Origin of the sequence: Geobacter sp. (assembly GCF_030834625.1) — a bacterium.
GTDB lineage: Bacteria > Desulfobacterota > Desulfuromonadia > Geobacterales > Geobacteraceae > Geobacter.
On sequence record NZ_JAUQXO010000022.1, the window covers coordinates 19,554 to 38,773 of the forward strand.

At 62.3% G+C, this 19,220-nt stretch carries 15 protein-coding genes; 8 read left to right on the top strand and 7 right to left on the bottom strand.

The features are described 5' to 3' along the window. Window positions 1–45 precede the first annotated feature (45 nt). Complete coding sequence (locus RCH91_RS05625; RefSeq protein ID WP_306533630.1) at window positions 46–1,689, top strand: FapA family protein; 1,644 nt, start codon at window positions 46–48, stop codon at window positions 1,687–1,689. A gap of 82 nt (window positions 1,690–1,771) precedes the next feature. Next, on the top strand, window positions 1,772–2,377 hold the full coding sequence (gene coaE, locus RCH91_RS05630) for a dephospho-CoA kinase (protein WP_306533631.1): 606 nt from the start codon (window positions 1,772–1,774) through the stop codon (window positions 2,375–2,377). A 15-nt stretch (window positions 2,378–2,392) separates the two neighbouring features. Here coaE and RCH91_RS05635 read toward each other — a convergent pair whose 3' ends face one another. After that, entirely contained in the window at window positions 2,393–3,175 is a 783-nt protein-coding gene (locus RCH91_RS05635; protein ID WP_306533632.1) for an IclR family transcriptional regulator, read from the bottom strand. Between the two features lie 336 nt (window positions 3,176–3,511). Here RCH91_RS05635 and RCH91_RS05640 point away from each other — a divergent pair, with 336 nt between their 5' ends. The 5 genes from RCH91_RS05640 to RCH91_RS05660 all read left to right on the top strand — a co-directional run bounded on the left by RCH91_RS05640 (window position 3,512) and on the right by RCH91_RS05660 (window position 11,831). Continuing rightward, complete coding sequence (locus tag RCH91_RS05640; RefSeq protein WP_306533633.1) at window positions 3,512–3,967, top strand: universal stress protein; 456 nt, start codon at window positions 3,512–3,514, stop codon at window positions 3,965–3,967. 506 nt (window positions 3,968–4,473) lie between these two features. After that, a complete protein-coding gene (locus tag RCH91_RS05645; RefSeq protein WP_306533634.1) occupies window positions 4,474–4,845 on the top strand; it encodes a response regulator transcription factor in 372 nt (123 codons plus the stop codon). Continuing rightward, complete coding sequence (locus tag RCH91_RS05650) at window positions 4,845–7,322, top strand: exonuclease domain-containing protein (protein ID WP_306533635.1); 2,478 nt, start codon at window positions 4,845–4,847, stop codon at window positions 7,320–7,322. Before RCH91_RS05645 ends, RCH91_RS05650 begins: the two co-directional genes overlap by 1 nt. Window positions 7,323–7,530: 208 nt before the next feature. Beyond that, on the top strand, window positions 7,531–10,710 hold the full coding sequence (locus RCH91_RS05655) for an ATP-binding protein (protein ID WP_306533636.1): 3,180 nt from the start codon (window positions 7,531–7,533) through the stop codon (window positions 10,708–10,710). A 35-nt stretch (window positions 10,711–10,745) separates the two neighbouring features. Beyond that, a complete protein-coding gene (locus tag RCH91_RS05660) occupies window positions 10,746–11,831 on the top strand; it encodes a DUF294 nucleotidyltransferase-like domain-containing protein (protein WP_306533637.1) in 1,086 nt (361 codons plus the stop codon). Window positions 11,832–11,875: 44 nt separating this feature from the next. On the opposite strand, the gene RCH91_RS05665 is transcribed toward RCH91_RS05660, so the two are convergent. The 6 genes from RCH91_RS05665 to trmB form a co-directional block, all read right to left on the bottom strand. Then, complete coding sequence (locus RCH91_RS05665) at window positions 11,876–12,673, bottom strand: sugar phosphate isomerase/epimerase (protein WP_306533638.1); 798 nt, start codon at window positions 12,671–12,673, stop codon at window positions 11,876–11,878. 5 nt (window positions 12,674–12,678) lie between these two features. Further along, window positions 12,679–13,875: a putative nucleotidyltransferase substrate binding domain-containing protein gene (locus RCH91_RS05670; RefSeq protein WP_306533639.1), complete on the bottom strand. Its 1,197-nt coding sequence runs from the start codon at window positions 13,873–13,875 to the stop codon at window positions 12,679–12,681. Window positions 13,876–13,893: 18 nt separating this feature from the next. Beyond that, entirely contained in the window at window positions 13,894–15,429 is a 1,536-nt protein-coding gene (locus RCH91_RS05675; RefSeq protein ID WP_306533640.1) for a VC_2705 family sodium/solute symporter, read from the bottom strand. Continuing rightward, a complete protein-coding gene (locus RCH91_RS05680) occupies window positions 15,422–15,748 on the bottom strand; it encodes a DUF4212 domain-containing protein (protein WP_306533641.1) in 327 nt (108 codons plus the stop codon). The genes RCH91_RS05675 and RCH91_RS05680 overlap by 8 nt, the downstream gene beginning before the upstream one ends. Before the next feature lie 90 nt (window positions 15,749–15,838). Continuing rightward, entirely contained in the window at window positions 15,839–17,041 is a 1,203-nt protein-coding gene (truD, locus tag RCH91_RS05685) for a tRNA pseudouridine(13) synthase TruD (RefSeq protein ID WP_306533642.1), read from the bottom strand. Continuing rightward, on the bottom strand, window positions 17,038–17,673 hold the full coding sequence (gene trmB / locus RCH91_RS05690; protein ID WP_306533643.1) for a tRNA (guanosine(46)-N7)-methyltransferase TrmB: 636 nt from the start codon (window positions 17,671–17,673) through the stop codon (window positions 17,038–17,040). The genes truD and trmB overlap by 4 nt, the downstream gene beginning before the upstream one ends. A 136-nt stretch (window positions 17,674–17,809) precedes the next feature. Here trmB and RCH91_RS05695 point away from each other — a divergent pair, with 136 nt between their 5' ends. Beyond that, window positions 17,810–19,123: a DEAD/DEAH box helicase gene (locus RCH91_RS05695; protein ID WP_306533644.1), complete on the top strand. Its 1,314-nt coding sequence runs from the start codon at window positions 17,810–17,812 to the stop codon at window positions 19,121–19,123. The last annotated feature ends 97 nt before the right edge of the window (window positions 19,124–19,220 follow it).

The window sequence follows — 19,220 nt, forward strand, 5'->3', positions numbered from 1 at the left end:
GTTGCATACAAGAGACACGTCAACATCGGATGACAGGAAGGACCCATGGGAGAATCTCCCCCCAAAAACGGTACGGGGCTGACCTTCAGGCTCGCCGACGACCGCAAACTCAAGGCCATTTACTCCCCTGCGGGTGAGAAGACGCCGGTCAACCTCGGTTTTCTCAGACACGCCCTCGCAGCCGGCGGGTTCGCGGACATGTTCATCTACGACCATGCCCTTGTGGAACTCATCAAGCGTTACAATGCCGCCAGCCAGGAGTTCGTTTACGATATCGGCGAACAGCGCGACGGCACCTTCATTATCCGCAACACCCCGGACAACATTGAGGCCTACCTGACCCTGACCCTCCCCTACGGGGGGAAACCGGTACGTGCGGAGCAGCTGCACCAGGCAGTCAGGGAGCGGGGGATCGTCTACGGCGTACTCACCCATGAAATCGAGGCGGCCGTGGCATCGGGCGAGGTTTCGGACCGTCTCATCGCCTGTGGCATCCCCCACGAACCGGGAACCGACGCGGAACTCGTGAGTTTCATACCCCAGATGCGCGACCGCCAGCCTCAACTCATGGACAACGACATCGTCGACTACCGCAATATGGGCGAAATCGTCAGCGTAAGGGCGGGCGACCCCCTCATGCGCCGGATCCCGCCGGTTCCGGGCAAGCCGGGAATAAACCTCATGGGGAAGGAGATCGCCCCGCCACCGGTGAAGGATATCCAGTTCGCCCCCAATCTGAGCGGCACGGTTTTCGCGCCCGACGACCCCGACCTCCTTATCGCCGCCATCGACGGACAGCCGGTGCTCGTGGCCAACGGCGCCACGGTGGAACCGGTCATCAAGGTAAAAACCGTTGACCTTTCCACCGGAAACCTCTCTTTCAAGGGCTCCATCGACATTGCCGGCGACGTTGTTACTGGTATGACGGTGCGCGCCTCGGGCGACATCTTCATTGGCGGCGTCATTGAAGGGTCCACCGTCGAAGCGGAGGGGAGCATCGCGGTGCAGGGAGGGATTATCGGCCAGGGAGAGGCCAGAGACGGCCATGGGGAACCGGGCCATGAAATTGCCCTGGTACGCGCCAAGGGCGCCGTTGAGGCGCTCTTTGTGGAAAACGCCCATGTGGAAGCAGGCGACAGGATCGAGATCCACGGATTTGCCATGCAAAGCGAACTGGTGGCAGGCAACCGGATTGTCATCGGTCAGGAAGGAAGCTCCAAGGGTCACATCATCGGCGGCTCCTGCCAGGCGGTCAACCGCGTGCAGGCCGTCACCCTCGGCTCCCACGCGGGAGTCCGCACGCTGGTGAGCGTGGGGCTTGATCCCCATGTGAAGGAAAAACTCTCGACCGTCAACCTTAAGATCCATGAAAAGGAGCGCGAGCTGGAGGAGCTGACAAAAAAGCTCGACTACTTAACTACTTCCATTCACAAGGCAACACCGGAGCAGGTCGAGCAGACTCGTCTTGCCAAGGAAAAGCTCGCGACAGCCATATCGGAACTCACGGGAGAAAAGAAACGGCTCCAGAAGCGCGTAGAACTGAGTGCAGACGCCCAGATCCGCGTGGAGCGGGCCGCCCTGAGCGGCGTAGTTATCGCCATCGGCACGAAGACCCTTGAGATAAAAGACGACGTGGAGGGGGGGGTTACTTTCCGGCTGGAGGAGGACGCCATCGTCGCCTCCCCGTGAGCCTTCGCCCGACCCGGCCGCCTTCCCGATTGACACCTCCCGCAAAGTATGGAATGGTTCCCGGTCAACGGGGGAGGGAACCATGCGGGTTATCGGACTGACCGGCGGAATAGCGTCGGGGAAGAGCACGGTTGCACGGATACTGCAGCGGCTTGGCGCCGTGATTATTGACGCCGACCTGCTTTCGCGGGAGGCGGTTCTTCCCGGCACCCCGGCCCATCAAGCCATCGTGACATCCTTCGGCCCGGACATCCTCCTGCCCGACGCGACCATCGACCGCAAGGCCCTTGGCCGGATAGTCTTCGCCGACCCGGATGCGCGGCTGCGCCTGGAGGCCATCACCCATCCGGCCATCGCCAGCCTGGCCGAGGAGCTGTTGGCGGAAGCCCGCCAATCGGACGCGCCGGTGGCGTTTTACGTGGCACCGCTTCTCATTGAGGCAGGGGTCACCGAGCGGGTCGACGATATCTGGGTGGTGTACGCGGATCGGGAGACGCAGATCGCCCGCCTCACGGAGCGAGACGGTATAGACAGGGAGGAGGCGGAGCAGCGGCTCGCCGCCCAGATGCCCATGGAGGAAAAGGCAACCTACGGCTCGGCTGTCATCGACAACCGGGGAACGCCGGAGGAGACAGAGCGGCAGGTGACCGCCCTCTGGAAGGAGAGAATAGAAAAAAGCCCCCGGTAGATCCGGGGGCTTTTATTATTTGTGGTAGCCGAGCTTCATGGATATCTCCTCGGCGGCCTGCCTGACGAGGGGGATGAGCTCCTTTCCCATTCGTTCGTCGGTGAAGCGCATGGATGGCCCCGAAAGGCTCACGGCACCGATGATCCGGCGGGTGTAATCGCGGATCGGCGCGCCGACGCAGCGCACCCCCATATCCAGCTCCTCGTTGTCGATGGCGTATCCCATCTCCGCCACCTCTTTCAGGTGCTTCTTCAGCACGTCCCGGTCGGTGACAGTATTGGGGGTGAAGGCCTTGAGCTCTTTGGCAGGGAAAAAGGCCTCGAGCTCCTCGTCGGGCATGTAGGCGATCTGCACCTTCCCCGCAGCTGTGCTGTAGGCCGGAAGACGGGAGCCGACGCGGGGCACCACCCGCACCGTGAGATCGGTTTCCACGACATCCAGATAGACGATGCTCTGCTCCTTGAGGATCGCCACGTAGGCGGTCTCGTTGCACTCCTTGACCAGCCATTCAAGGACCGGCCGCGACTGGCGCAGCAGCCCCATCTGCTTGATGAAGGTCTGCCCCAACTCCAGGGTCTTGAGACCGAGCCGGTAGTTCTCCGTAACCCTGTTCTGCTCGATGTAGCCCCGGGACTCCAGGGTAGCCAGCAGCCGGAATACGTTGTTTTTGTGGAGTTTCAGCCGCTTGGACAGCTCCGTTACGCCGAGTTCGTCCACATCGTCGTGGAACTGTTCAAGGAGGTCGAGGGCATGGTCGACCGCCTGGATGATATATTCGGATTTATCCTTCTTGGCCATTGGCCCTCCTCTTTCTCAGGAAGAAATAAGCCTTTCTTCATAAGCCTTCAGGGGAAATAAGTCAAGGGCAACGTCCCTGCCTGGGACAGTTCCCTTACGATCCCGGACTGATTTCCGTTGTTGTCAATTCAAAAAATCATCAAAAATGTAGAATATTGTTTTATAATTGTCAAGGCTCATTATTTACTTTATAGTCCCATCATGAACACGACACCAGAAACCGCCGGCGACTCCGCAGCGTAAATCCTTTTCAGGGGACTATTTTTTTTGATCATCAACGGAGCCGGATGCGCTCCCGGACACCCCGCCTCCCGTTCTATTCTCAGGAGACTCTTCATGCTCAATCTGCGTAAAAAGATCCTCGTGGCCATTGACGGCTCCCCTCTCTCCGACAAGGCGGCGGAGGAGGCGGTGCGGATGGCGGCGGGGAATCCGAGCCAGTTCAGGAGCAAAATCTACGCCATGCTGGTCCTCCCCAACGCCCCCCGAAGCACCTTCACCGACTTCGTCCCTCCCCCTCCCATCACGGAAACCAAGGAATGGGACGAACTGAGGGAGCGGGTCTTCTATGTCATCGAGAAGAACGCGAAGGAGGCGGACATCCCCCTGGAAATAAAGGTGGTGTACGGCGATCCGGCGGACGAGCTCATCACGTACGCGGAGAAGGAACAGATCGACGTGATCGTCATCGGGAGTTCGGGGAAGGGATTCCTGAAGCGCAAGCTCCTCGGGAGCGTCTCCCACAAGGTGGTGAAGAACGCCTCCTGCTCGGTCTACATCGTCAGGGGGTAGGAAATCGTTAGGAAGGCCTTCTCACGTACACAGAGGGTCAGGCAGAACCGGTTTCGGTCAAAAATAAACAGCCTCACGTCTATGCTCTCCGGCCTTGACCTACAGCACGCAGTCGACCACGTACAAATTGTCCCCGGCAAACAGGCGCACGCTTGGCACCAGCCCACCCCCGGCCAGTTCGGGTCTTTGCCCCTGCTCAAGCCCCTCCTCCATAAAGGAAACGGCATACCCGGTCACCAAGCGCCGCATGATGGTGGCGATGGGAACGGAGCCGGTTTGCAGTTGGAGGCGTCCCTTTATATACCCCTGATTTTCTACGGAGGCACTTTTCTGTTACAATTCGATACATAGCGTCGCCCTTCTGGATTTGTGGGTTTGTTGAGGAACAACATCATTTCAACTCGTTAATAATTACAATGCGGTTATGCGATTCTGCTAAGTGCGAAAGTTGAGATGGTTTGAAACTCAGCGGAGGACGCACCGGGAAAGGCTTGAGGAAACGAAAAATGGGAAAGAAAAAGATTCTTGCTGTGGATGACGAACCCAACATCTTGATGTCCATCGAGTTCATCCTGGAGATGGAGGGGTTTGAGGTCCACATTGCGCGGGATGGGGAGGAGGCCTTGGAAGTGGCCGAGCGCGTGCGGCCGGATTTGATTCTCCTGGACGTCAACATGCCCCGGAAAGATGGTTACGAGGTGTGCCGGATTCTCCGGGAGCGGGAGGATACGAGTGGAACGAAAGTGATCATGCTCACGGCCAAGGGACAGACCCTTGAAAAGAAGAAGGGGCTCGAGGTGGGGGCGGACGAATACGTGACAAAGCCATTCAGTGCCGAGGATCTGCTGGTGAAGATCCGTGCGATGATTGAGCCGTGATGACCGACCAGGATGCCCGGCCACCGCGCCGGAAAAAAAGCCTGCGCCACCGCTTGATTGTGTCCCTCACGGGCTTGGCGGTACTCCCTCTTATAGTTGCTATGGCGTCCCTGTTCTTCGCGGTCCGCAACGACGTCGGGAATATCCATGGGCGCCAACTCGCCCAGGAAGCGGGGCAGTTGGCAAAACATCTGCGGGGTGAGTTGCACGGGATCCCCTCCGCCCCGGAAGGGGTGCGGCAGTCCCTCGAGCTGCACCAGAAGGGGGAAGATGGGGGCGCGGTGCTGTTCACCGGCAGGGGACAGCGCCTGGCGGGCAGCCCAAAGATTCCCATCCCTCCTGTTGCGGAGGAGGGAACGGGCTGGGTGACCTTCGAGGCCGGCGGCAAGAGCTATTTCGCCGGCGTGACGGCAGTGCAAGTACCTGAGGACACTGCCCCCCGCAACTGGTTCGTCGGCGTGGTCCAACCGGCGTCCCAAGTGTTCGACCATCTCTATTCGGTAAGCCGCCAAGTAGCACTATTCCTGACTCTGTACGTCATTTTCGTCGCCATCCTGGCGTGGTGGATGGCTGACCAATACATGCGCCCCATCCTGGAAATTCGGCGCGGCGCCGAGATCATTTCCCGCATCAACCTGAGCCACCGGATCAAGATCGAAGCTGGAGACGAGATCGAGGAGTTGGCCCACGAGTTCAACCTCATGGCCGCGAACCTGTCCAAGGCTTACGACGAGCTCGAAGAGCGCGTACGGGAAGCGACCCGGACGCTGCAGGAGGAGCGCAATCGTCTGGCAACCGTGCTGCGCACCATGGTCGACGGCGTGGTCGTGGCCAACGAGGCCGCAGAGACCATCCTGATGAACCCCCGTGCCCGGATCATCCTGGACCGGGGGTACACCTCAGGCATAGGAGCTGCCCTGTCGCGCATCTTTCCCAGCGACCGGCTCAGCTTCCACCTGAAACGACTTCGCCAGGGGTGGGACCCGGGCCGGGAAACCGCGGAAGAGGTGGTCTTTCCACTCCGGGACGGGAAGCTCCTCAAGGGCTCCCTGTCGGTCGTCCCCGGCCCCGGAGGAGAGCGGGCAGGATTCCTCCTGGTATTTCGAGACCTGAGCGCTCCCACCGAAGAGGGCAAACGGTTCGAGGAGACCCTGCGGGAGATGCCCCAGCTCCTTAAGGGGCCGATTGCCACCTCCCGCTCCCTGGTCGAGACGCTCCAACGACACCGGGAGATGCCTGCAGAGAAACAACGGGAGTTTCTAGCGGCGGTGGCGGAGGAGATGGATCGCTTGAGCGTGCGGGTGGCGGCAATGGAGGAGGCGGCCAACGCTGCCCGAACGTCGCGCTGGCCTGCCATCCCTTCCAATCCCCGGGAGCTCCTGGAGGAATCGGTGGGTTCGGTCACGGGGATCTCCGTTGAGATCGAGGCGGGCGGCGGTCCTATCCCCCCTGTGCTGGTGGAGCCGTTCTCCTGGGTGGCCTCCTTGCGGTGCGTCCTCCAGTGGATCGAGCAAAGGAGTTCCGGACAGCCGCAGGTCGGCGCGAATCTCATGGTGGAGGACGGGACCGTGGTTACCACGTTTCGGGTCGAGGCTCCCTTCGCTGGCGACCTGGCCGAGCTGGAATCCCTTGAGGTCTGCCCTGCCGGTGAGGAGCCCCTCCCCCTGGGAGAGGCGGTGCGAAGAAACCGGGGTGAGCTGTGGACCCGCTCTTGCCGGGATTCCCTCGAAGTGCGGCTGGCGCTGATGCAGGCAACCGCCGTTTCCGAAGCGCGTCGTGCGGACGGACTGATCGAGGGAGAGCCGGAGTTTTACAATTTTGATCTCTTCCTGCCGCGGCCGGTTTTCGAGCGGGAAGATCTGCTTCAGGCAGACCTGGCGGATCTCGATTACGTGGTGGTTGACACCGAGACCACCGGGCTGCAGCTTTCCCAAGGGGACAAGGTCATCAGCATCACCGGGATTCGCATTCGCCGGGGGCGGGTCCAGAACGCCGACATCTTTAACACCCTGGTCAACCCGGGCCGGCCGATTCCTCCCGAATCCGTTGAAATTCACCGGATCGAGGATCACATGGTGGCAGGCGCTCCCTCCATGAACGAAGTGTATCCGCAATTCGTCGAGTACGTGGGGGACTCGATTCTGGTGGCCCATAACGCGGCATTCGACAAGAAGTGCCTCGATATGGCCGCGGCCGAAGCGGGGCTCCCCCAGATCGACAACCCGATACTCGACACCCTTTTCCTTTCCTACGCCCTTCACAAGGAAACCGAAGGGCACAGCCTCGAAGCCATCGCGGAGCGCATGGGGGTCACAATCGAGGGGCGGCACACTTCCCTGGGAGACGCCCGTGCCACCGCCCATATTTTCCTGGGCCTCCTCGCGCTGCTGCCGCGGCGGGATGTGAGAACCCTCGCCGAAGCCAAGGCCTTCTGCGACCGCCACTTGCTCCTGCGCTGGCAGTCGTCACGATTCTGACGGAAAGGGGGTAATCAAGAATGGATGTGACCTCGCGCCGACTAGCCGCCCTGTTTGCCCTGGGGCTTGTGGCCCTGTACCCCCCTCTGCTGGGGGCGTTTAACCGGCCGGGCGCCTTCCTGGGGATCCCGATCCTGCCCCTGTATCTATTCACGGCCTGGGGCGCGCTGGTGCTGGCCTGTTGGGTACTGACCCGAGGGGACGAACCGTGAACCAGACCTTCTGGATCGCCTTCCTCGGGACTGGGTATCTCCTCGGCCTGTTCGCCATCGCCTACGCCACGGACAAGGCCAGGGAGAGGGGGCGCAGCCTGGTCGACAACCCGTGGGTCTACAGCTTTTCCCTAGCCGTCTACTGTACCTCCTGGACGTATTACGGCAGTGTTGGGCAGGCCGCGTCCACAGGGCTGGGATTCCTGCCGATCTACCTGGGCCCCACGCTTATCTTTCTCCTGGGGCCGTCCCTGCTCAAACGGCTCGTTTCCTTCTGCCGGACGGAAGGGGTTACGAGCCTCCCCGACCTGCTCGAGATCCTGTACGGAAAGGGATGGACCCTTGGCGCCCTGGCCACCATTATGATGGTGATCGGGATCACCCCGTATATCGGGCTCCAGCTCAAGGCGGTGGGGTACACCTTCGACCTGCTCACGGGCCGCACCGGGAGCGCGGGAGTATTTGACGATGCGTCCTTCTGGGCAGCCCTTGGCCTGTCGATCTTTGCCGGGCTCTTCGGAGCGAGAAGCCTGGTCGCCACCGAGCGACACGAGGGTATGGTCGCGGCGATAGCCTTCGAGAGCGCGGTGAAGCTCGGGGCTTTCCTGGTGATCGGCCTCTACATTACCTTCGGCATCGGCGGCGGGTTGACGCAGGTTTTCGAGAAGGCCCTTGCGGACCGGGAGCTCTCGCGTCTGTTCCTTCTCGGGGAGGGTTCGGGGACATCTCTTTCTGCATGGGTCGCTCTGAGCGTACTCTCTGCGTCAGCCGTGATCCTTCTGCCCCGTCAGTTTCACATGCTGGCTGTCGAGAACGTGCGGGAGCGCCACCTACGGAAGGCATCCTGGGCGTTTCCGGCCTACCTGCTTTTCATTAATCTGCTTGTGCTCCCCGTGGCCCTGGTCGGGCGCCTGTACGGGGGAGATCTGAGCCCGGATTTCTTCATGATTTCCCTGCCGCTGTCACGTGGTCATACGGAGTTGGCGTTTCTCGCCTACCTGGGGGGATTCTCGGCCGCGACGAGCATGGTTATCGTCGAGGCGGTCGCTTTGGCAACGATGATACTTCACCATTCCGGGGTAGCTGTCCTGGGTAGCGTTTTTCCTGCTTTTCGCGGAGAGGGGGTGGACCTTTCCCGGCCCCTCCTGTACACCAAGCGGGCCGTCATCTTGGGCGTGGTGCTCCTGGGGTACGCCTTCAAACGGTGGATCGGCGAGTCCCACACCCTTGTTGCCACCGGACTATTGTCCTTCTCCGCCGTGCTCCAGTTTGCGCCTGCAGTCCTTTTCGGCCTGTACTGGAAAGGGGGAACCCGAACTGGAGCCCTCGCCGGGCTTGCCGCTGGCTTCGGGATATGGATATATACCCTGCTTCTGCCGAGCTTCGTTGACTCGGGCTGGGTGAGCGCGTCTATCCTGACGCAAGGCCCCTGGGGAATCGAACTGCTGCGGCCTCGGGCCCTGTTCGGGCTGCAGGGATTCGACACCTGGACCCACGCCCTGATTTGGAGCCTGGTGTTCAACATGGGGGCCTATTTCATCTTCAGCTTCCTGACCCCTCGCGCCGCGGAGAAGGGCCAGCGTTCCGGGCTACCGTCCGCGTGGGCCACAAGGGCCGACCTGGAAGGGCTTCTGGCGCGGTTTGTGGGTGCCCGGACGGCCCAGGATGTGCTGGGGGCTCTTCCCGAGCGTTCCTCCCCCCAACTGCTCCTCGAAGCTACCGAGCGCTGCCTGGCCAGTGCCCTCGGAACCCAGTCGGCTCGCATAATTATCAACAGCACCCTTGCGTGGCCCCGGGAGCGGGCCGTGGAGATTCTGGACGTCTTCGGCGGCGTTTCCAAGACCCTGGCAGAGAGCCGGGATGCCCTGGAACGGCGGCTCCGGGAGTTGATGGTCCTCCACGAAGCCTCCCGCGCCCTCTCGCGGAGCCTGGACATCGACACGCTTCTGCAGGAGGTGCTTCTCCTGATCAAGCGAGAGTTCGGGTTCGAGCACCTGTCGGTCCGGCTCCTGAGTGAGGACGGCATATTGAGGATCCGCAGCCACGTGGGACTCAGCGAAGCTTACGTGGCGGCGTCCGCCATGGCCCCCACCCGGGAGACCTATTTCGGCACCGCGTTCCTGGACGCTCGGCCGGTCGTGGTGGAAGACACCCGGGAGATCGACAAACCCCTGCTCATCTCCAAGCTGGCCAAGGAATTACCGGTGAGTGCGCTCATCCACGCACCGATGACCTACGAGGGGCGGGTGACCGGAGTACTCACTGCCTATGCCACCCGGGGCCCCATGCATTTCACCGATGAGTTCGTTGAGCTGTTCGCGGCCTTGGCCAACCAGCTCGCCATGGCTGCGGTCAATGCTCAGCTCTACGCCGAGGTTCAGGCTTACAGCCACGCCATGGAGGAGAAAGTGGCCCGGCGCACGGCCGAGCTCGAGAAGGCCAACGCCCGGCTCCTGGAGCTGGACCGTCTCAAGAGCGATTTTCTCTCCACGGTAAGCCACGAGTTGCGAACCCCCCTCACTTCGATCAGATCCTTCTCCGAGATCCTGCTGCGCTACGACGTGGACGATGCGGAAAAGCGCAAGAAGTTCGTGGGCATTATCCATAACGAGGCGGAACGGCTCACCCGCATGATCAACGACCTGCTCGATCTCACAAAGATCGAAGCCGGGCGCCTGGAGTTGTATCCTGAACCGCTGGAACTGGAGCCGATCTTTTCAAAAGCACTCGTCACCACCCAACCGCTCTTCGCCGAAAAGGGAATCAACGTGGCCAGCGAAATCGAAGCCGGCCTTTCACCGGTTTATGCCGACGCGGATCGGCTCCACCAGGTGCTGACGAACCTTCTTTCCAACGCCGTGAAGTTCTCGCCGGCGGGAGGAACGATCCGACTCAGCGGAAGGAAGCAAGACGGCTTTGCCCTGATCAGCGTGGAGGACGAAGGCCCCGGCATTCCCCCGGACAGGCTGGAGCAGGTTTTCGAGCGCTTTCACCAACTGCAGGATCCTCAGAAATCCAATCCCCTCGGCACCGGGCTAGGGTTGACGATCTCCCGGGAGATCGTAGAGAGGATGAGTGGGAAGATCTGGGTCGAAAGCGAGCTGGGGGCCGGCGCGGTATTCTACTTCACCATTCCCCTCGCCGATCAAAAGACACCGAATCCGGTTTTCACCTGAGTTGCACAGGCTTTGCCACGCTCAGCAGGAGTGTCATGTCGAACAACGCAATCAGCGAAGAGAGCTTCTTTTTAACCCCCCTCTCCCTCTTCAAGGAGATTGAGGCGGCCCAATCCATCGACGAATTGCGGGAATTCGGCGTGAAGGTGCTCGACATCGTGATGTTTGCCACCCGCGCGCACGCCGACATAAAAAGCATTGTGCAGCTCATCTCCCAGTTCAACTGCGCCATCACCCAGCGCCTCATCGCCCTGTTGGAAAGCACCGAGGGTATCCGCCTCCCCGAAGGGGCCACTTACCTCGCCCTTGGCAGCGAAGGACGGGGCGAACAGACCCTGTGCACCGACCAGGACAGCGCCATCGTTTACATCGACGACCTCCCGCCGGAGAAACTTCGCGACGTCGAACGCTTCGCCACCCAGCTCGTCGATGCCCTCGAAGAAATCGGCGTCCCCCGTTGTCCCGGCAACATGATGGCCAGCACCCCTCAGTGGCGCCACAGCCTCACCGAGTGGAAAGAGATTATCGACCAGTGGGTCACCGTCCCCACCCCCGAACACATGCTCTACTTCGGCATGTTTCTGGACATTAGGTCCCTCCATGGGGACGAGACCCTGGGCACACAATTGCGTGACCATATTTGCGCCGTCGTCCGGCTCGCCCCCTTCTTCCTCCCCAACATGGCGGGTCATGTTGTGCGCTTCCCGCCGGCGCTCACCAGGTTCGGACGCATCCGGGTCGAGCGCAGCGGAGAGCATAAGGGCAAGGTTGACCTCAAGAAAGCCGGCATCTTCGCCATTACCGCTGGCACGAGCCTCATAGCCCTTGAAGTCGGCATCATCGGCGGGACCACCTGGGAAAAGCTCGAACTCCTTGGAAAGCGGAGAGTTTTCACCAGCGGTGATCTCAAGATCATCGTAGAAGCATTCACTTTCCTGGTCCAACTTCGTGTACAGGGGCACCTGCGGGATCTGTCCGCAAACGGCAAACCTTCAAACCATGTCGATCCGCTGGTCATGACCGACATAGAGCGGCGCCAATTCCGGCAAGCCCTCAAAGGGGTCAACACCTTCCTGCGGATCGTCCGCAACCGCTACCTGCTCGACTACATCTCCATATGATTGATCCCAAAAACGGCAGTTCAACATAGAGCAGGCTGGTTTATTCAAGAGGAAGGAGGCCCGGTCTCTTTCCGGAGATACATGATGATCTCCTTGAGGCTCTCCACGATGATCCGCTCGTCCCGGGGAAACTCCGCAGGGGAGAGCTCAAGGGTGAGGGTGTCATTGTAGCCGGTATTGCGCAGGTGGTTCAAAAAGCGGGTGAGCGGAAGGATGCCGCGGCCGGGGAGGAGGTGCTCCAGGCCATGGCCGTAGTCGGAGAAGTGGATGTTCCTGATCCGTCCGCTGTTGTAGCAGAGGTAGAAGTCGTTGATGAAGTTGGCCTTCCCCGACCCCATGTGGGTAGTGTCGAAGGTCATGTAGAGGTTCCGTTCCTGGATGAAGTCGATGAACTTCTCCGTACTGGAGAGGATGTGAGGGTTCAACCTGATCCGCTTCCCCACCCACGGCATGTTCTCCAGGGTCACAATCACATTCCCCTGCCCCACCTCTTTCTGAAAGTCCGTGATGCGGTACATCCAGTGCCAGAATCCGAACTCGACCCCCATCCACGAGGGGGGGTGGAAGTTGACGAGGGAAACGCCGCAGTCGGCGGCAAGTTCCACGCTCCGCTTGAGAGAGTCGACCGGGTTTCCCCAGTCGTCGAGCGGCATGAAGGGGGCATGGAGGGAATTGACCGGCAGAATCCCGGCCAACTCCTGGATGAGCTTTTTGCAGTTGACCTTCTGGAAATCCTGGTTGATGACCAGCTCGACCCCGTCAAAACCTGCCTCGCGCGCCATCTCCATCACCTTGCCGAGGGGAAAGGTGAAGATGGTGCCGTGGGAGAGTGTGATCCGCACCCCGCCTACCCCTGTCCGGTAACGCTACTGTAGACGATCTTCTGGAGACTCCCCACCGCCTCCAGTCCACTGTGCAGCTCATACATCTCATCGCTCCCCAGACCGTCAGGATCGATGAACACCCCTCCCTCGCCAGCGATCTCCCTCTCCACGGCGTGACGGCAGAAGCAGTGCCAGGCCCGCAGGAGCCGCTCCGCCAGGTCCACGTCGATCCGCCCCTGATAGAGAAGCCCCCGAATCCGTTCCGTCGTCCCCGTCTCCGGTATGTCGTGGCGCACCGTCATGAGACGCACGTTGGCCACAAGGGGACCTATGCCGTAGAGGGCCAGATTGAACATCCCCCTCTCCACGCGAAGCCTGCCGAAGAAGTCGAAGCCCGATGGCATCATCGCCGTCCGCCGGGCGATCTCCCGCAGGGGGTCGGTGTGGAACGAGAGCATGGCGCGAACCAGGTTGACCATGTCAGCGGCAAGGGAGGGATCCCCGGCGACAAGGCGCAGGTCGGCCAGCCGGACAAGCCCTTCCAGGTCTCCTCCCCCCCCGGCTACCCGGGCGGCAATCCGCTGGCGCCACTCCGCGAGACTGCCGCGCCACGAGGTAGAGGCGGGCGTAATCCCGGTACGACTGCCGATGCCCAACCGCTCCAGCAGGGCAGCCGCCCGGCCGCTGAAACCCACGAAGGATGACCCCGCCTCGCTCTCCTCATGGACCAGCAGAAAGTCACAGGCATCGAACCGGGTCGCCTCGCCCCGCCCCGCACTCCCCACCGCCATCCAGCACCAGCGTCCAGCCGGGAGCCCGACTCCTCCCACGGCCATCTGGTTAGCCGCAATCCGCAGGGCTGCCGCCGTTACCCGATCCAGGGCCGCCGTGCGCAAGAGATGATACGCCGTCACCGACCCGCGGCGGCGGAAGTGATCGGCTGCCATGACATGGAGCCGGTCCTGGACCAGGACGAGCGCCTGGACGTCCTCGGCCTGGTCCGCCTCATCCAGGGCGCGTGAGAACTCCTCCCGGCCCTGCTGTTCAGCCGCCAAATCCTCTTCGAGGGCATCCCTAACCCTCAGAAGAAGTTGCTCCTCCTCCCCGGCCGACAGATGCGCCATCCGCCCATAGAGCCCCTGACGCACCTGCTCCACGAATTCTGCGGTACCGCGCCGGGTCAGGAGATCCTCGCCCCTCGCTCCAAGTAGCAACGCCATATCACTGCTCCTTTGCCGTCAATGTGAGTCCATGTGGCCGTGAACCTGCTCGGCCAGAAACCGCCGCACCTCCTCGGGAGGAGGAGGTGTCAGGAGCGACACCCCGATCATTACGGCAATAACGGTGGGAGCGCCGAAAAAGGCCGAGGAGGTAAGGGGAAAGATTTCGGCCACCACCGGCAGAAAACGACCGAAAAGGGGGACCGAGAAGGTGATGAGGACCCCGGTGAGCATCCCGGCGATGACCCCGTGGCGGTTGGCCCTCCCCCACCAGATGCCCAGGAGGAAGGCGGGGAAGATGGTGTTGCCCGCCAGGGCAAAGGCCACGGCCGTTATCTCGGCAATGAGCCCCGGCGGGTCGAGGGCGATCACCAGCACCACCCCGGCCAGGGCCACCACCGACCCCTTGGAGATGGCCATCTTGGTGGCTTCCGATGCCCGGGGATTGATGAGCCGGTAGTAGATGTCGTGGGAGAAGGAGGCCGCGCCGGTAATGAGGAGCCCGGCCACGGTGAAGAAGGCGGCGCTCACTGCCCCGGCGGCGAGAATGCCGATCATCCACGGGGGGAGCCCCCCCATGACCGCCGTCTTGATGACGATGATGTCGGCCATTTTGGTGGCTGCGGCAGGAGGGAGGGGCATGCCGGCGCGGGCCTCCAGGAGCCGGGCGAAGACGGCGTAGGCAGGGGCCGACCAGTAGATGAGGGCGATGAAGAAGAGCCCCCACACGAGACTCCACCGGGCGTCCCGGATATTGGGGACCACGTAGAAGCGGGACAGCACATGGGGAAGCCCGGCGGTCCCCACCATGAGGGTAAAGCAGAGGGAGACCCACTGGAAGAGGGAGCCCGAGGCAAAGGGGGCGGTAAAGTTGATGCCGAATTCCTGCTTCAGATCCTGGATGGCCACCCCGTAGCCGAACTGGGGGAGGAGCCAGAAATAGCCGAGCTTATGGGCCAGGGCCATGAGGGGGAGGATGAAGGAGACGATAAGGACCGTGTACTGGAGCTGCTGGTTGCGGGCCACCCCGAGTACCCCCGAGATTATCACATACCCCACTACCACCGCGGCGCCCAGCATCACGCCGTTGCGGTAGTCGGTGCCGAAGAGCCAGCCGAAGAGCATCCCGATCCCCTTGAACTGGGCCGTGCAGTAAATGACCGAGATGGTGATGGAGATGCCGGCTGAGATGAGCCCTGCCATGGGCGAGGCGTAGCGGTCTCCCACGAAGTCGGGAGCCGTGAACTTGCCGAAACGCCGGATCTGCCCCGCCATGAGGACCAGCAGAAGCACATAGCCTCCGGTCCAGCCGATCACGTAGGCCAGGGCGTAGTATCCCTGGAGGTAGAGGAGCCCCCCCATGCCGAGGAGGCTCGCCGCGCTCATCCAGTTGCTGGCGATGGCGGCCCCGCCGCCGATCCGGCCGATGTAGCGGCCGCCGATGCCGTAATCGCTGGCGATCCGGGGCCGGGCGCGCAGACCCACCACAATGAAGGAAACAAGGGTCAGGGTAACGATGATGAGGGGGATGAGATTGGGCCCCGCGTCAGTCATGGCTTCGATCCTTCTTTCTGCTGTGCTGTTCCGTGTGACGATCGATGTAGATATTGAAGAGGATGCAGAGAATGATGAACCAGAGGGGGAGGAACTGGGCCGTGAACCAGAAATGCCAGGGGAACGAGAGGAAGGTGAGGCGGGTGAGAATCCCCTCCCCCTGGGGCGTCTCGGCCAGGAGCCAGAGAACGACCTGGACGCCGAAGTTGGCCACGGACCAGCCCAGGAGGACGAAGAGGATGATCGCCACCTCGCCGGTCATGTACCCCTTTTTGGGGCGAAAGATATTGACGTCGTACCACTCGCGATCATGTCCCATGGGCACACCTCCCCATCGATACTCGTCTGAACCCAGGCTACCTCTATTGTATCGGCTTTTGCCGCGATTTCTCCAGGCGCCGGCCGTAATTCAGCCCTTCACGATCTCCCGCAGGACCGCCGTGGCGTAGCTCCCCTTGGGGAGCGAGAACTCCAAGACGAGCCCCTCCGCGTCGATGCCCACCCGCGGTTCACCGAGGAAAACCCGCAACGGCCGCCGCTCCCCCTCCATCCGGAGCCCGCCGGGGAGGTCGAAGCTGGCCGGTTCGAGGCCCTCGGCCGCCAGGAGCGACCGCTCCAGCGCCCCCTCCTCCCCCTCGGGCATCGTCATCCGGCAGCCGAAAAGGGGCCCGGTGGGGGAGATCTCGAAACTCTCCACCCGGGGGGCCTCGACCGCGGCGTCCGTCACCAGGAAGGAGGCGCCGTTTGCGTGCTTCCAGGCCAGATCCCCCTCCCGGACGGTATCGAGGGAGTCGAGCCGCGCCTCAACGACCCGGTCGAAGAGGGCCGACTGGCAGGCCGAGAGGTAGAGTTTTTTGAGGCGGGGATGGACGGCATGGAAGGCCCGCTCGAAGTCGTCGGGGCGCTTCACGAGGCGCTGGAGAACGTCCCGTTCGGTGCGGCAGTGACCCGGGAAGAGGCGCAGGCTCTCCTCCAGCTCCCCCTGGCGGTACGCCTCGATGGCGCTTCGCCACGCCTCCCCCGACACCCGGGCCGGATCGCCCACCAGCAGATCCACCGCAGCGCGCCAGTCGCCGGCCAGCATGGCCCGGCCGATGAGGTGGCTGTTCCCCTGGACGCCGTAGCGCTGTTCGCCGAAGCGATTGGGAACACCGCGCCGCATCAGCACCGCCAGGATGGCCTCTGCCCGCTCCAGGGCATCGGACACCACCCCCCTGACGCGGATCCGGAAGCGGTTCCCCGCCAGGTGTCCCAGCTTCAGCTTGTTCCGGTGCCGCACCGCCGAAAGGACCGTAATGCCGGGGAGCTCCAGGGCAAGCACCTCCTCGGGCTTCACCCGGGGGAGCGACACGGTCTGCCGGGTCACCCCGCGGGCATCCTTCATGCCGGCATACCCCACGTCCCGCTCGGACAGTTTCAGCGCCCGGGCTAGGCGGCGGATGGCATCGAGGGTCGTCACCCCCCGCTTTTCGATGAGGGCGTAGACGTGCTCGCCCTCGCCGCAGGGGAGGTAGAGGGGAATCTCCTCCACCACGAAATCCTCGGCGGTCTCCTTGATGGTGCCGCCGGTGCCGGGGAGGTGGTCAGTCAGGTAGCGCTTCTCGCCGCTCACTCAGCGCCTCCCGCTGATTTCCGGTAGTGGACGAAGTAGATCCGCTTCCCCTCGTCCAGGAACCGCATCATGTACTTTGAGAGATGGTATCCCTCCAGCCCGTGGCGGTAGCGGTCCGGGGCAAGCATGTTCCCGTACCCCTCCACCCCCGGCATGAACTCCGCCACGTCGATGCCGTAGTCGTCGAAGTCGGTGGCGAAGTAGAAATCCCCTCCCGGCGCCAGGTAGTCGCGGATGGATTCGGCAAACTGCCGGTTCACGAGCCGGCGCTTGCGGTGCCGCTTCTTGGGCCACGGGTCGGGACAGTTGATGTGGACCGCCGCGAGGGACCCTTTCGGAATCCGCTCGGCGATGAACTTGCGGGCCTCGTCCCGCACGACGCGCACGTTGGTGAGCCCCAGCCGTTCGAGCCGGCGGCAGGTCTTGTCGCACCCCTTGTTGTAAAAGTCGATGGCGATGTAGTTGGTGGCGGGATTGTCGGCGGCGGTCCGGGCAATGAAATCGCCGATGCCGCAGCCGATCTCCAGGGCCAGGGGGTTGGCGTTGCCGAAGACGGCGGCCCAGTCGGCGGGTGTCGCAAGCTCGTCGGGGTTCAGGAAAAAGGGGGAGTCGATTTCAATCATGCGCTGCATTCAGTAAGGTCCTCGGCGGGGAAAAGTGGGCGTACCATACCACAAAAGCCCGGAGGCGCGGAAGCGCTTTTCTTGCCATTTGCGGACTGCTGTGCTATAGCTATCTGATTGAAATAACGAAAAAAAGGAACACCAGATGAAATTCAGTGACTTGAACCTCCCCGAGCAGGTGCAACGGGGAATCGCCGATACCGGCTTCACCGACTGCACCCCCATTCAGGAAAAGACCCTCCCCCTGGCCCTTTCCGGCAAGGATGTGGCCGGCCAGGCCCAGACCGGCACCGGCAAGACCGCCGCCTTTCTCATCAGCCTCTTCACCCGGCTCCTGAACAACCCCAGGGGAGAGGAAACCCGCAACCCGCGGGCCCTGATCCTGGCCCCCACCCGGGAGCTGGTGGTCCAGATCGACAAGGATGCCCAGGCCCTGGGCGCCCACTGCGGCTTCACCATCCAGGCCATCTACGGCGGGGTCGACTACATGAAGCAGCGGAGCGCCCTGAAGGATGGGGCCGACGTGGTGGTCGGCACCCCGGGACGGCTCATCGACTATCTGAAGCAGAAGGTCTACTCCCTCAAGGACATCGAAGTGCTCGTCATCGACGAGGCGGACCGGATGTTCGATATGGGGTTTATCGCCGACCTCCGCTTCATCCTCCGGCGGCTTCCCCCCTTCGACAAGCGCCAGAACCTCATGTTCTCCGCCACCCTCAACCAGCGGGTCATGGAGCTCGCCTACGAGTTCATGAACGTCCCCGAGAAGGTGGCGGTCACCCCCGAGCAGATGACCGCCGAGCGGGTGGAGCAGGTCCTCTACCACGTGGGGCGGAAGGAGAAGTTTCCGCTCCTCCTGGGACTGCTCCGCAAGAAGGGGATGGAGCGGACCATGATCTTCGTCAACACCAAGCGGGAGGCGGAGTTCCTGGACGAGCGGCTGAACGCCAACGACTTCCCCTGCCGGGTCATCTCCGGCGACGTGGAGCAGCGCAAACGCCTCAAGATCCTGGATGATTTCAAGAGCGGCAAGCTCCCGATCATGATCGCCACCGACGTGGCCTCCCGGGGCCTCCACATCGACGGCGTTTCCCACGTCATCAACTATGATCTCCCCCAGGACGCCGAGGACTACGTCCACCGCATCGGCCGCACCGCCCGGGCCGGAGCCGAGGGGATGGCCATCTCCATGGCCGACGAGGACGGCGCCTTCCACCTGGAGGCGATCCACGAGTACATCAAGGACAAGATCACGGTGGAGTGGGCCGAGGACGACCTCTTCGTGCACGACTTCAAGCGGGTGAAGCCCAGGCCCAAGAGCCACGAGACCAGGGCCAAGGGACCGACCCACCACGGAAGGAAGCATCCGGAGGGGGAAAAGAAAGTCGCGGAAGGCGAGGCGATGAAACGCCGCCGGCCCCGGAAGAAGCCGGCGGGGGAGAAATCCAAGGTGGATTAGCATCCGTCCAGCAGGATATGGTGAGAATAGAAGTACGAAAAAGGGGAAAGGTCCATTGGCCTTTCCCCTTTTCTCGTTCATTGGATTACCTGCTGCG

Coding starts and splice junctions, on each gene's coding strand:
- RCH91_RS05650 (WP_306533635.1), top strand. CDS start 4,845: ATGACCGACCAGGATGCCCGGCCACCGCGCCGGAAAAAAAGCCTGCGC.
- RCH91_RS05640 (WP_306533633.1), top strand. CDS start 3,512: ATGCTCAATCTGCGTAAAAAGATCCTCGTGGCCATTGACGGCTCCCCT.
- RCH91_RS05625 (WP_306533630.1), top strand. CDS start 46: ATGGGAGAATCTCCCCCCAAAAACGGTACGGGGCTGACCTTCAGGCTC.
- RCH91_RS05660 (WP_306533637.1), top strand. CDS start 10,746: ATGTCGAACAACGCAATCAGCGAAGAGAGCTTCTTTTTAACCCCCCTC.
- RCH91_RS05670 (WP_306533639.1), bottom strand. CDS start 13,875: ATGGCGTTGCTACTTGGAGCGAGGGGCGAGGATCTCCTGACCCGGCGC.
- RCH91_RS05675 (WP_306533640.1), bottom strand. CDS start 15,429: ATGACTGACGCGGGGCCCAATCTCATCCCCCTCATCATCGTTACCCTG.
- trmB (WP_306533643.1), bottom strand. CDS start 17,673: ATGCAGCGCATGATTGAAATCGACTCCCCCTTTTTCCTGAACCCCGAC.
- RCH91_RS05695 (WP_306533644.1), top strand. CDS start 17,810: ATGAAATTCAGTGACTTGAACCTCCCCGAGCAGGTGCAACGGGGAATC.
- RCH91_RS05680 (WP_306533641.1), bottom strand. CDS start 15,748: ATGGGACATGATCGCGAGTGGTACGACGTCAATATCTTTCGCCCCAAA.
- RCH91_RS05645 (WP_306533634.1), top strand. CDS start 4,474: ATGGGAAAGAAAAAGATTCTTGCTGTGGATGACGAACCCAACATCTTG.
- coaE (WP_306533631.1), top strand. CDS start 1,772: ATGCGGGTTATCGGACTGACCGGCGGAATAGCGTCGGGGAAGAGCACG.
- RCH91_RS05635 (WP_306533632.1), bottom strand. CDS start 3,175: ATGGCCAAGAAGGATAAATCCGAATATATCATCCAGGCGGTCGACCAT.